Origin of the sequence: Vibrio sp. Vb2131, assembly GCF_033338535.1 — a bacterium.
Classification (GTDB): domain Bacteria; phylum Pseudomonadota; class Gammaproteobacteria; order Enterobacterales; family Vibrionaceae; genus Vibrio; species Vibrio alginolyticus.
In genome coordinates, this window is the sequence record NZ_JAWOSW010000005.1 from 254,789 (window position 1) to 267,257 (window position 12,469).

Annotated in this window: 11 protein-coding genes; 8 read left to right on the plus strand and 3 right to left on the minus strand. The window is 43.9% G+C overall.

The window, feature by feature from the left end; all coding sequences use genetic code 11:
* Window positions 1–260: 260 nt before the first annotated feature.
* Both R7E38_RS08620 and R7E38_RS08625 read left to right on the plus strand, forming a co-directional pair.
* Window positions 261–599, plus strand: coding sequence for a YggL family protein (locus R7E38_RS08620; protein ID WP_017819719.1), 339 nt, complete (start codon window positions 261–263; stop codon window positions 597–599).
* 1,332 nt (window positions 600–1,931) lie between these two features.
* Window positions 1,932–2,831: a LysR family transcriptional regulator gene (locus R7E38_RS08625; RefSeq protein WP_017819717.1), complete on the plus strand. Its 900-nt coding sequence runs from the start codon at window positions 1,932–1,934 to the stop codon at window positions 2,829–2,831.
* On the opposite strand, the gene R7E38_RS08630 is transcribed toward R7E38_RS08625, so the two are convergent.
* Together R7E38_RS08630 and R7E38_RS08635 are read right to left on the minus strand one after the other, a co-directional pair.
* Window positions 2,799–3,143 carry a DUF5329 family protein gene (locus tag R7E38_RS08630; RefSeq protein WP_053307122.1) on the minus strand — a complete coding sequence of 115 codons (345 nt, stop codon included), beginning with the start codon at window positions 3,141–3,143 and terminating at the stop codon, window positions 2,799–2,801. The two genes, R7E38_RS08625 and R7E38_RS08630, sit on opposite strands and share 33 nt — an antisense overlap.
* Before the next feature lie 82 nt (window positions 3,144–3,225).
* Window positions 3,226–4,239 carry an MBL fold metallo-hydrolase gene (locus R7E38_RS08635; protein WP_031780877.1) on the minus strand — a complete coding sequence of 338 codons (1,014 nt, stop codon included), beginning with the start codon at window positions 4,237–4,239 and terminating at the stop codon, window positions 3,226–3,228.
* A gap of 155 nt (window positions 4,240–4,394) precedes the next feature.
* Here R7E38_RS08635 and R7E38_RS08640 point away from each other — a divergent pair, with 155 nt between their 5' ends.
* From R7E38_RS08640 to R7E38_RS08650, 3 genes are all read left to right on the plus strand, one after another.
* Window positions 4,395–5,009 carry a TetR/AcrR family transcriptional regulator gene (locus tag R7E38_RS08640; RefSeq protein ID WP_025768062.1) on the plus strand — a complete coding sequence of 205 codons (615 nt, stop codon included), beginning with the start codon at window positions 4,395–4,397 and terminating at the stop codon, window positions 5,007–5,009.
* Between the two features lie 329 nt (window positions 5,010–5,338).
* Window positions 5,339–6,244: a 30S ribosomal protein S6--L-glutamate ligase gene (gene rimK / locus R7E38_RS08645; RefSeq protein WP_005374224.1), complete on the plus strand. Its 906-nt coding sequence runs from the start codon at window positions 5,339–5,341 to the stop codon at window positions 6,242–6,244.
* A gap of 65 nt (window positions 6,245–6,309) precedes the next feature.
* Window positions 6,310–6,738 carry an ATP-dependent zinc protease gene (locus R7E38_RS08650; RefSeq protein ID WP_005384193.1) on the plus strand — a complete coding sequence of 143 codons (429 nt, stop codon included), beginning with the start codon at window positions 6,310–6,312 and terminating at the stop codon, window positions 6,736–6,738.
* 66 nt (window positions 6,739–6,804) lie between these two features.
* Here R7E38_RS08650 and R7E38_RS08655 read toward each other — a convergent pair whose 3' ends face one another.
* On the minus strand, window positions 6,805–7,530 hold the full coding sequence (locus tag R7E38_RS08655; RefSeq protein WP_225455359.1) for an MBL fold metallo-hydrolase: 726 nt from the start codon (window positions 7,528–7,530) through the stop codon (window positions 6,805–6,807).
* 323 nt (window positions 7,531–7,853) lie between these two features.
* On the opposite strand from R7E38_RS08655, the gene speA reads away from it, so the two are divergent.
* The 3 genes from speA to emrD all read left to right on the plus strand — a co-directional run bounded on the left by speA (window position 7,854) and on the right by emrD (window position 12,301).
* Window positions 7,854–9,764, plus strand: a complete 1,911-nt coding sequence (gene speA, locus R7E38_RS08660; RefSeq protein ID WP_031778854.1) for an arginine decarboxylase — start codon at window positions 7,854–7,856, stop codon at window positions 9,762–9,764.
* A gap of 1 nt (window position 9,765) precedes the next feature.
* The gene (gene speB, locus R7E38_RS08665) at window positions 9,766–10,686 is read left to right on the plus strand and encodes an agmatinase (RefSeq protein ID WP_053307121.1); all 921 of its coding nucleotides are present in this window, start codon (window positions 9,766–9,768) and stop codon (window positions 10,684–10,686) included.
* A gap of 409 nt (window positions 10,687–11,095) precedes the next feature.
* A complete protein-coding gene (gene emrD / locus R7E38_RS08670; protein WP_005374234.1) occupies window positions 11,096–12,301 on the plus strand; it encodes a multidrug efflux MFS transporter EmrD in 1,206 nt (401 codons plus the stop codon).
* Window positions 12,302–12,469: the final 168 nt, after the last annotated feature.

Consider the following 12,469-nt stretch of genomic DNA (forward strand, 5'->3'; position numbering starts at 1 on the left):
TTTCCCGATCTTATAGTTTAATTAATAAATAAGTGATTAGTTGAACGGCAAGAAGTTTGGATAAGAAAAATGACAAAAGTGCTTAAAACATATGAAACTTGTGTTTCAACAATACTGCAAACCAACCAACACAGCTAACGAAGCAATTAAATTCTGGTCACATAATCACCAACTGTATCGCTTCATTCTGATTTTACTTGGGCTAAAGTGTGATAGAAGGTATAAGGTGTACGAAATCAAATCATCTACGAGAGATAATCATGAAATTAGACAAGATCGGTAACAAGAGCCGTCGTATCCGTAAAAAGCTGTTCTTAGGTGAGTTCGCAATCCTAGGTTTCGAGATCAGCTGTGAAACAGACATTAACGACTTCGACCGTTACGATGCATTCGTTGATGACTTTATCGACTACATTGACGAGCTTGGTCTTTGCTTCGGTGGCGGTGGTCTAGAACTGTTTGAAGGCTTCCTATGTTCTACTGACCGTTACGGCAGTGCGACTGAAGAACAGAAAGCGCAAGTTATCAAATGGTTAGAAGCACGCCCAGAAGTGAAAAGCGCGCAAGCGGGCGAACTAGTTGACGCCAACTACCTGTAACTAAAGGGCAACCTGTAATACGCAGAGCTCAGTAAATGGTAGAGAAAGCTGGTCTTAAGACTGGCTTTTTTATTTTTTGAAGAATGCGATATTAAAAATAGGGTGCTTGGGAAGTTGCGCGGAGTGATTGTGGCGTTTTTGAGCTGGCAATCAACGGGAAACTGCGTTCCACAGCCAGCTCGTGCCTTTAGGTATAATTAACTATGATTTTTTAGCTGGTGCGTCTTTCGTGTCTTTCCAGTATTGAATACGCACACGATGTAGCTGAGCTCTTCTAGTCTTTTTCATAGTAAAGTCCCTCATCTTATATAAGTAACGCTCCTCATGGAGCTTATTGTCTAAGGTCGTATCCCCTTCAATCTATAAGGGAATCAATCATTTAACCGTGACCAATTTCACAACATAATGATAATTACCGATTTCTTGCAGCCTGTTTTTACTGGCAAACGGCATATTATCTATCTGACACAGTTAACTTACTCACCAGATATGACAGAAAAATGGCAATCAAGTTCCCTACTTATACTGTCATTGAATCTTAATAAGGATTAACAAGGTGGGCATTTCAGATTTACCATACTGTTTATAAAAACCGCAAGAATTTTTATTTCTTTTCAAACAAATCTCTACTCAAGATCAATTCACTTTCATCTTTATCGTCTCCCTTTTAACGCATTGTGATCCAGTTCAATCCACAGAACTCGGAACAAAAAGCGCACATTAATACATTCACCACCAAACTTGTGCGAGATCTCTTACAAGAGTTGTGAGCAAATAGATTAATCACCTCTAAGAGCAATGCCAGAAAAAACATTAAATATATGATTTAAAAGTAATATTTAAATTCACTTAAAATAATCAGTAAAAATAATTTAGAAAAGTTAATTGAGTCAAATCAGCAAAACATCAATACTCAATTTGTCGACAGGATGTTGGCGGGAACAGGAAAAAAGCCTAAAGGATTGGGTATCTTCAGGATGAAGATTTGATAACTTAGGATGAGTTGTCAGCAAGGATGTAGTTAAGCTCTAGGATAGAGTTCGCCCGTCAGGATGATAGGCAAGAATGGACACCGCTAGGAAGGCGATGAACAAGGAACTCGGTTAAAGGACTTAGCCACAATCAAGGATAGATGCAGGGAGCACCTATTAGTAGCTGGATTGCTGCGAAAAAGAATAAGCCCCGTCTGGGAAACCAGGCGGGGTTTTATTTTGTCTGTAATGTATTGATAACGATTCATCTTTTATCGTTTAAGTCTTCTCTGTTTTCATAAAACACCGTGCTATCATTTTCTTTACGTCTCCCAACAAAGCTCTCAGAAAATCACACACTATGCTTAATCCTGTTTGGTTACATACATTTAAGACATTGATTGAAGTCGGTCATTTTACGCAAACGGCAGAAAAACTTTTTATGACTCAGCCTGGCGTCAGCCAACACATCAAAAAATTAGAGCAAAGTTGTCAGCATGCCTTGATCAAGCGCGAAAACAAAAGCTTCGAATTAACCGAGCAAGGCAGGATTGTCTACGCATATGCGCTCGAGTTAGAAGATAGAGAAAAGAAGCTGCTCGAAGAGCTCAGTTTTGATGATGCGTTTTCAGGCCATTGTAAACTGGCTTGTTCTGGTGCAATGGCGTTAATGTTGTATGGGCCCATTTTGGAGAAGCAAAAACAGCACCCGAGCTTATCGTTACATTTAGAAGCCGCGCCAAATCAATCTATTCTCAACGCCATAACGCAAGGGCACATTGATATTGGTATCGTGACTGATGTTCCCAACAAAGGTCTGTTTCACAGTGAGCGAATTGGTAAAGAGAGGTTGTGCTTGGTTCTGCCAAAGCAATATCAAAATAAGCAGATAACGCCACAACTCTTGCATGACTGTGGTGTCATTAGCCACCCTGATGCCGAGCATTACATGACGCTGTTTTTTGACCAATGTGAAGAACCACAGCTCCAAGAAATTAAGATGAGCGATTTACCATTATCCGGCTACGTAAATCAATTGAGCCAAATTTTGCTGCCTGTCAGCAAAGGACTTGGCTTCACCGTGCTGCCTCAAAGTGCGGTCGACAATTTTCCACTAAAAGACACGTTATACATTGCTCAACTGAAAAACACTGTATGTGAAGAGCTATTTCTGGTTCGTAAGCGCAGTCGTGCTCTACCTCTGCGCTATCAGACCATCAAAGAAGTGTTATTGGATGTGATCGGTGGTGCGCATCAATGATGTTAGCCACTCTTCGCTGGTAATGCGTTCCTCTTGGCAATCCACCCAATATGGTTTGCCAGATAACCAACTTTTCGACGCAACTTCTTTTATAAACACATCCACGGAATCAACGTCATCTTTGGCGTAATCCCATTTATTGCGCATGTGTTCTGCTGCTTCTTGATTAGTGTACGACTTGCCGTTGCGGATAAAGGTGCAAGAGGATTGCTCAACTCGTGTTATCAACGTCAAGATATCTTGCTCTACTCCTGCTAGTGCAAAGGTAGGCAGAATGCTTAATGTAAGTAACAACGTCCACTTTGCTTTCATCGCACCTTTATCCTTATCCCTGACCAAGTAACTACTAATAAGTGACTTAACTATTCTGATGTTTGGCTTTTTAGCTCAGCCATTATTGCCACCATGCCTTCGCAGGCTGAGGCTCCGCAATCGCCAAGCGTTGACCAATCTCAGGGCTCACTAACGTTACACCGCGCTCTTCACTGATATCTAACGCGCGTTGCATCGGCTCATTCCAATCATGCATCGATAAATCAAACGTACTGTTGTGAATTGGCATCATCACTTTGCCCTGCACATCAATGTGTGCTTGAACGCTTTGCTCTGGGAACATGTGAATGTCTGACCAAAGTTCATTGTATGCGCCGGTTTCGATCATAGTGAAGTCAAACGGACCGTACTTTTCACCAATCTCTTTAAAGCCATTGAAGTAACCAGAGTCACCACTGAAGAACACTTTGTGTTGTTGTGCATTAATAACCCAACTGCCCCACAGTGTCGTATCGCGGTCTGTCAAACCTCGACCGGAGAAATGCTGAGTCGGAGTCAATGTATATTCAATACCGTCGACAGAATGTGACTCCCACCAATCTAGCTCGATCACTTTCTCCTTCGGCACACCCCAATTCACCAGTAATTGGCCAACTTTTAACGGTACCAAGAAAGTGCCCACCTTGTCGCCTAGCACTTTAATAGAAGCTTTATCTAGGTGATCGTAATGGTCATGACTGATCACCACCACATCGATAGTTGGCAAATCTTCTATCGTGATGGGGGTTTGGTGAAAGCGTTTTGGCCCTGCCCATTGTACAGGAGACGCGCGATCACTGAATACAGGGTCGGTCATCACCAGTTTTCCGTCGAGCTTCATTAATACGCTTGAGTGACCCAGACGATAGATGACGTCATCTTGCTCTTCTAACAGTTGCCGCGCTGTGATCGCATGCACTGGAATTTCAATCGTTGGTGTTGGGTTAAGGCGCTCAGTCGTAAAATACGCTTTCATGATTTCGAACATGTCGCCCAAACCGCTTTTGTATTCCAACTCTGTATTTGCAAATTTGTCCGGGTATGTTGGCGCTTTTTCAGTATCAACATTAGAACAAGAAATCATTGATGTACCCATCGCGAACGCTCCTACTGTGGCTAGCAAAGTTTTTTTCATAAAAAGTTAACCCGAACAGAAGTAAACTACACGGTGCAGTTTACATTCTAATTATCAAAAGTAAACTACTTAGTGTAAAATAGATCAAGAAACGATCTTCTTAACTTAGCAAGCTTATGAATGTAAAAAGAAAAAGTCGTAGTGAAACCAAAAGAGAAGCCATCTTGTGCGCGGCAAGGCAAGCGTTCCAAGAGTTTGGGGTGCAAAACACCAGCATGGATAAGCTCTCTGCAATCGCACAAGTCTCTAAGCGCACGGTCTATAATCACTTCCCTTCTAAGGAAGCGATCGTGACTGAGTTGCTGACTGAGCTTTGGCGTTCGTCAATGATGGAAAGCGATATTAAACGCTTGGCCACTCTGCCACTCAAAGATCAATTGATTGAATTACTCTACAGCGAGATCATTGTGGTAACGGAACCAAACTATATTGAGCTGGCAAAAGTGGCATTTGGGCACTTCTTATTTAAGCCGGAAGATCTCAAAGAACAAGCAGAACAAATGTCGAAACAGGAAACCGCCCTATACCGCTGGCTTACTGAGAAATCGAACAGTGGCGCTTTGCAAATTGATGATGTACATATAGCAAGCACTCAATTGCACAACTTACTTAAAGGCAGTGCATTCTGGCCGCAGTTAATGGGAATTCGCCCCTCTTTGTCGAATGAAGAATCTAGGCTGTTAGCTACCCAAACGGCGGAACTTTTTTTAAGTCACTATCAAAACAGCTAAAAACAGCGGTCAAATTGGCCGCTTTTTTAAGCGATAATTCGTGACAAAGCGATGAAATTTTTGCTCAATTTTATTTATCTCACCCTTGACAGTCTCATACCGCAAGGCGTGAGCGTTCGATAAAATATTTTTGTCGTGTCGACGATGCTTTTTCGTTTTCATCTCACAAAAAAACGCCCTAAGGTGCGCACCTCTGACGACGTGGTTGTTCAACCACAATTCTAAATCGTTGAAGTAAGTAGGTTATGTCATAACATGATCACCTGCCTACTGCATTCTATGCTCTATACTTATATTTTAATTTGGTACTGACTTACTAAGGAATTGCCATGCGTATTGCTATTCTCTCTCGTAATGAGAATTTATATTCAACCATGCGCCTAAAACAGGCGGGTGAAGAACGTGGGCATCAAATCGATGTGATCGACACGCTTCACTGTTATATGGACATTACGAGCAACAACCCTAAGATCCGCTACAAGGGTGAAGAATTACCGCAATACGATGCTGTTATTCCACGTATTGGGGCATCTATTACGTTTTACGGCACTGCTGTTGTACGTCAGTTTGAAATGATGGGTACATTTTGTGTCAACGAATCTGTCGCGATCAGCCGCTCTCGTGACAAGTTGCGCTCATTACAACTGCTATCACGTAAAGGCATCGGTTTGCCACGCACTGGCTTTGCTCACCATCCTGACAACATTCAGGACGTGATCAAAAACGTTGGTGGCGCACCTCTAGTGATTAAATTGCTAGAAGGCACTCAAGGCATTGGTGTTGTACTTGCTGAAACAAATAAAGCGGCAGAAAGCGTGATTGAAGCTTTCATGGGTTTGAAAGCTAACATCATGGTGCAAGAATTTATCGAAGAAGCAAAAGGCGCGGACATCCGTTGTTTTGTTGTCGGTAATAAGGTGATTGCCGCAATGAAGCGCCAAGCAAAAGAAGGCGAGTTCCGTTCTAACCTTCACCGTGGTGGCTCTGCACAACTCGTGCGTTTGAGCAAAGAAGAGCGTGCGACCGCTGTAAATGCAGCGAAAGTGATGGGCTTGAACCTTTGTGGTGTGGATATCCTTCAATCTAAAAATGGCCCAGTGGTAATGGAAGTGAACTCTTCCCCTGGTCTAGAAGGCATCGAACTAGCAACTGGTAAAAACATTGCAGGTATGATCTTCGATTTTATCGAGAAAAACGCTAAGCCAAATTCAAACCGTACTCGCGGTAAAGGTTGATTTTTGTTTAACGCACAAGAGAGCCAAAAACCGGCTCTCTTGTTACTCGTCGCTAGGATGACACTATGAATCAGAAAATGATCATTGGGAATGCCGAAGCTATTTGCTTGCCAGAGTTAGGGATTACTCACCTTGAAGCGCGTATTGATACAGGCGCTCAAACCTCTTCATTACATGTAGACAATATTGATTGCTTTGAAAAAGATGGTCAGTCTTATGTTGCATTCGATTTGCACCCAGATGTATACCATTTAGAACAAGTGGTTCGCTGCACAGCGAAACTAAAAGCAAACCGTAAGGTTAAATCTTCTAACGGTACTTTTGAGCACCGCTGCGTGATCACAACGATGCTGCGTATGGGCGACCAACAATGGCCAATCGACATTACGTTGACTAACCGTGAAAAAATGACTTACATGATGTTGTTAGGTCGTCAGGGTATGGCAGACAAAGTGCTCGTTGATCCTAGCCAATCTCACTTATTGGCATCTTAACCCCGTAGCTTCAGATGAGTGATCGAACGTTTTTGTTGAGCATCACTCGTCTGGCTTTATCTTCGCCTACTTCCTACGAAATAACGCAAACAACAATCCCTTCGCTTTAACTTTTGTCACTCGCCAGTGCGTCATTGGCTTAGTCGGCGCTGTATTCAAAATGTGCTGATACGCTTTTTCATCCAAAGTCACCTCTCCCCCATGTGCCAGAAGCAAACATTGCGGATTCATCTCAAACACACGCTTTAATGATTGCCGATATTGATTCGGATGAAATATGGGAAACGGCGCAATCAGATGCTTTTTCACCTGCACCATTAAATCCGCCACATACAGCACATCTTGTTCAGAATGATAAACCGACAGATCTCGGTCGGTATGCCCAAGCGTTTCTAGCACCTGCCAATCATCAAATCCAGGAATAAACTCTCCATCAATAAGTTCAATATCTGGATTTAACTTGCGGGAATACCAAAGGTTTTGCTTTGGTTTACGCATCCGATTCGCCATCCAGCGTGCTAACATTAAATCGGTCAAATGCATTAGCCAACCGTCTACACCGCTATACCACTGGCTCTCTCGCTTTGCGGCCAATAGCTTACATCCTGTTAAATCACGTAGTTTGTGCGCACCACCAGCATGGTCTGGATGCATGTGGGTCACAACAACCAACTTTAGGTCAGAAAAAGGACGATGGAGTTGATGTTCAATAAAGCCTTTAAGATGAGGAATGTCTGCTCGACTGGCACCATCAAGCAACAATAATTTATCGGGATATTCGGCGAGATACATGGTCTGAATGTACCCCTGAATTCTGTGCAGCTGCAAAATATGTCCTTATTTTAGTGAGATGCTTCATGACCGAATCCTTACTGGTCAGACCAACTATAACAGCAGAATGGACGCTTCGGTAAACAAATATTCACACGTAGCGACGACAACAAATCATAATCGAGATGATAGATTTTAATCATTAGACTCAAGGGCCCTTTTATCCGTTAATGCGCGCACACGGAGTTCGTGTCAGGGTATGAGGTAAATACCTCATGATTTGCTTTTTTGTACTTTTCCTTCTAATTAATTAAGGAGTTAAGTACATTTTTGTGAGAATCGAGTTGGAAAAAGCAACTAAATTAGACCGCATCCGCGCGGACTACAACGTTCACTACTGGAGCCAAGGTTTCTACGGCATTGATGACCAAGGCGAAGTATATGTATCACCACGTAGTGATCGTGCACATCAAATCCCTTTCAGCGCTATTGTAAATGAGCTAGAAGCGAAGCAGTTAAATCTGCCTGTATTAGTACGCTTCCCGCAAATCGTGCACCAACGTGTGCATGGTATTTGCCACGCATTCAACCAAGCAATTGAAGAATACCAATATCCAAACAAATACTTGTTGGTGTACCCAATTAAAGTAAACCAACAACGTGAAGTGGTGGATGAAATTCTAGCGAGCCAAGCTCAACTAGAAACCAAGCAGCTTGGTCTTGAAGCGGGTAGCAAGCCAGAATTGTTGGCGGTACTTGCATTGGCTCAACAAGGTAGCTCCGTGATCGTGTGTAATGGCTACAAAGACCGTGAGTATGTGCGTCTTGCACTGATCGGTGAAAAGCTGGGTCACAAGGTATTCATCGTATTAGAGAAGCTTTCTGAGCTGGATCTGGTACTAGAAGAAGCGAAAAGTTTGGGCGTAAAACCGCGCCTTGGTTTACGCATTCGCCTCGCCTCTCAAGGCGCAGGGAAATGGCAAGCAAGTGGCGGTGAAAAATCGAAGTTTGGTTTATCAGCATCGCAAGTGCTTAGCGTTATTGAACGTCTTAAACGCGAAGGCAACCTAGACGCGATGCAACTGGTTCACTTCCACCTTGGTTCACAGATGGCAAACATCCGTGATGTACGCAATGGTGTGAACGAGTCTGCACGTTTCTACTGCGAACTACGCGCACTCGGTGCAAACATCGAGTACTTCGATGTGGGCGGCGGCTTGGCAGTGGATTATGACGGCACACGCAGCCAATCATCGAATTCGATGAACTACGGACTTGCAGAATACGCACGTAATATCGTCAACACTGTGGGCGATGTGTGTCTGCAATACGAACAACCAATGCCAGTGATCATTTCGGAATCGGGTCGCTCGCTAACAGCGCACCACGCTGTATTGATTTCTAACGTAATTGGTACCGAGTCGTACCTACCGGAAGAAGTACATGAGCTTGATGAGGACGCTCCGCTGTTGCTACAAAACATGTGGCGAAACTGGGAAAACTTACAAGATGGTACAGACGCTCGTGCGTTAATTGAGATTTACAATGATACCCAAAGTGATTTGGCAGAAGTGCACTCTCAATTTGCTACAGGCGTGCTTAACTTGGAACAACGTGCGTGGGCAGAACAATTGTCACTGCGCATTTACTTCGAATTAAGCCGCAAGATGAGCACTAAGAATCGCTTCCACCGTCCGATTCTGGACGAGTTGAGCGAACGTCTTGCGGATAAGTTCTTCGTGAACTTCTCTCTCTTCCAATCTCTACCAGATGCTTGGGGTATTGATCAGGTGTTCCCTGTTCTGCCACTTTCTGGTCTGGGCGAGGCGGAAGAGCGTCGTGCAGTGATGTTGGACATCACATGTGACTCTGATGGCGCGATCGATCACTACGTTGATGGTCAAGGCATCGAGAGCACGCTACCTGTACCAGCTTGGAGCAAAGACAAACCGTACTTAATGGGCTTTTTCCTAGTAGGCGCATACCAAGAAATCCTTGGTGACATGCACAACCTATTTGGTGATACCCACAGTGCTGTAGTCAATGTTGATGAACACGGTCAATTTGAGATCAGTTACATCAACGAAGGTGATAGTGTAGAAGACATGATGCGCTACGTTCATATCGACGTGGATGCGATTCGTGACAATTATAAACAATTGGTTTCACAGCGAGTTGAAGCCAATGAACAAGCACAAATCCTAGCAGAACTAGAACAAGGTCTAGCAGGATACACCTATTTAGAGGACTTCTGATATGAATGATTTGTTTACTAAAACTGATTATTCGCTTTACTCCAACTCTATGTCGTTTTTACGTCTGCCGTACATTCGTAACCCGGTATCGGCAGACGCAGACGTTGTGGTGTTGGGAGTCCCTCTGGACATGGCAACATCTGGGCGTCCAGGTGCGCGTATGGGTCCAGATGCAATTCGCCGTGCCTCAGTCAACTTGGCATGGGAAGGTAAGAAGTTCCCGTGGAGCTTCAACGTATTGGATAAACTGAAAGTGATCGACGCAGGTGATCTCGTGTTCGATTGCGGTGATGCGGAAGATTTTACTTACCGCCTTGAAGCGGCAACCAGTGAAATTCTAAAAAGTGGTAAAACCATGTTGGGATTGGGCGGTGACCACTTCATTACGCTACCTATCCTGCGTGCCTATGCGAAGCATCATGGCCAAATGGCGTTGATTCACTTTGATGCTCATACGGACACCTATGCAAATGGCAGTTCATACGACCACGGTACGATGTTCTACCATGCGCCGAAAGAAGGTTTGATCTCAGCGAAGAACTCAATACAAATCGGCATTCGTACGGAATACAAACAGCAAGATCACGGCTTCAATGTGATTAATGCGATGCAAGCGAATGACATGTCGGTGAACGAGATCCTAGAAGAAATTCGTCGCACCGTCGCAGACAAGCCAATATATGTCACTTTTGACATCGACTGCTTAGACCCGGCCTTCGCACCGGGAACTGGTACACCAGTTTGTGGTGGCTTGAACTCAGACAAAGCGCTGAAAATTATTCGTGGTTTAGCCGGCATGAATATCGTGGGTATGGATGTTGTCGAAGTATCGCCTCCATACGACCACAGTGATGTTACCGCACTAGCGGGAGCAACCATCGCACTAGAAATGCTTTACGCATACGCATCTGAGCGCGAATAGACATAATCATTTCTAAGGGAGCTTCGGCTCCCTTTTCTTTCTGATGCTTTCCTCTACCTTTTATTCACTCGTTTCATCTTGAACTCAGATCAACCGAGCAGACGCTTTATTTTTGCACTTTAACCATTAAAACCAGTTACCTATAAGGCTCATTCTATTCACGAAAAGTAAAAGATTTAACGTAATTAGACAAAGAAATGCACCGCTTTTTGAAAACAAAATCGGATTAGTTTTTCTAATTGAAATCATAGATTTTTATCTTGCTCAACTTCACACTTTTCGATTGCTAATTATACAAGCAAGCACTATTATCTCGCGCAAATACCCCCGCAACACAAGAATTCAGTCGGCACTCTGTAAAAGAGCGCTAAGGGTTTTTACGTCTTAAATTTTTTGGAGAGATACGCAAATGTCTGCTTCGTTTCCATTAGCGAAACTTACCTTTTTAATCGCTATATTGACTGCCGTGGGTCAAATGACCCAGACAATGTACGTGCCTTCAATCGGTCATATGGCGGGCGAGTTTTTGGTATCTGCGTCATCACTTCAAGCTGTGATGGCTTGTTACCTAATCCCATATGGCTTGTCGCAATTTGCGTATGGCACACTATCGGACCGCTTGGGACGCAAACCGATCATCATCGTCGGGCTGCTTATCTACATCGCGGGTACACTGGTAGCATTATTTGCACATCAATTTGAATGGTTCTTGATTGGTAGCTTTATCCAAGGCTTAGGTATTGGCTGCGGCGGTGCGATGTCACGCACTCTGACTCGCGATTGCTTTGAAGGCTCTGATCTACACAGAGCAAACAGCTTAATTAGCATGTGTGTGATTTTCTCACCATTAATGGCACCAGTATTAGGCGGCTACCTAACAGAAGCTTTCGGATGGCGGTCGAGCTACTTGTTCTTAGCGCTATTTGCTATCGCGGTTGTGATCACCATGATGACAAGCATGATGGAGACGCTACCAAAAGAGAAACGCAAATTCGAACCAGTAGCCAAAAGCTACAAACACGTTTTGTCTGACCGTCGCTTTCAAGGCTTTTTGATTTGCCTGGTTGCAACATTCGCTGGTGTGGGTGTATTCGAAGCGGCGGCTGGGGTGTTGTTAGGTGGGGTATTAGAATTACCTGCAACAACGGTAAGTTTGCTGTTTATATTGCCGATCCCAGGTTACTTGGTGGGTGCGGGCTTATCTAGCTACATCGCAAGACGTCGCTCTGAGCGTCGTGCTTTAAACGTAGGCTTGGTCTCTATTTTTGTGGGCTCTGCTATTGTGCTCATCCCAGGCTTGTTTGGTTTGACCACGGCGTTAACGCTAGTTGGAGGCGCAACCGTGTACTTTTTGGGTGCGGGTATTCTCTTCCCAGCAGCAACAACTGGAGCGATTGCGCCATTCCCATACCATGCAGGAACAGCAGGCGCGACATTAGGTGGCATGCAAAACTTGGGGGCAGGTGTCGCAACTTTGCTCGCGTCACTATTTCCAGCGCATAACCAGATGCCTTTGGGCATTTTGATGATGGCAATGTCGGTAATTGCAATGCTTGGGTTAATGTGGGTGAATCGAGCACACAATCACTCAAACGAAGTACCGCAAGTTATCTGATCATTATCAGCTTACTTTCAAAATCCAAAAGGGACACACTCAACAAGTGTGTCCCTTTTTTCATATCACACTATATCGATTCCCCGATGAGAATGATTTAACTTTCGAATTGATATTTGTTAAAAATAACAGCTGCTTACACAATGTGTTTTCAGCGCCCTTCAAATT

Bases quoted from the DNA above. Each gene is read 5' to 3' on its own strand.
- R7E38_RS08640 (WP_025768062.1), top strand. From the start codon at position 4,395: ATGAATGTAAAAAGAAAAAGTCGTAGTGAAACCAAAAGAGAAGCCATC.
- R7E38_RS08620 (WP_017819719.1), top strand. From the start codon at position 261: ATGAAATTAGACAAGATCGGTAACAAGAGCCGTCGTATCCGTAAAAAG.
- emrD (WP_005374234.1), top strand. From the start codon at position 11,096: ATGTCTGCTTCGTTTCCATTAGCGAAACTTACCTTTTTAATCGCTATA.
- R7E38_RS08630 (WP_053307122.1), bottom strand. From the start codon at position 3,143: ATGAAAGCAAAGTGGACGTTGTTACTTACATTAAGCATTCTGCCTACC.
- R7E38_RS08650 (WP_005384193.1), top strand. From the start codon at position 6,310: ATGAATCAGAAAATGATCATTGGGAATGCCGAAGCTATTTGCTTGCCA.
- rimK (WP_005374224.1), top strand. From the start codon at position 5,339: ATGCGTATTGCTATTCTCTCTCGTAATGAGAATTTATATTCAACCATG.
- R7E38_RS08625 (WP_017819717.1), top strand. From the start codon at position 1,932: ATGCTTAATCCTGTTTGGTTACATACATTTAAGACATTGATTGAAGTC.
- R7E38_RS08655 (WP_225455359.1), bottom strand. From the start codon at position 7,530: ATGTATCTCGCCGAATATCCCGATAAATTATTGTTGCTTGATGGTGCC.
- speB (WP_053307121.1), top strand. From the start codon at position 9,766: ATGAATGATTTGTTTACTAAAACTGATTATTCGCTTTACTCCAACTCT.
- R7E38_RS08635 (WP_031780877.1), bottom strand. From the start codon at position 4,239: ATGGGTACATCAATGATTTCTTGTTCTAATGTTGATACTGAAAAAGCG.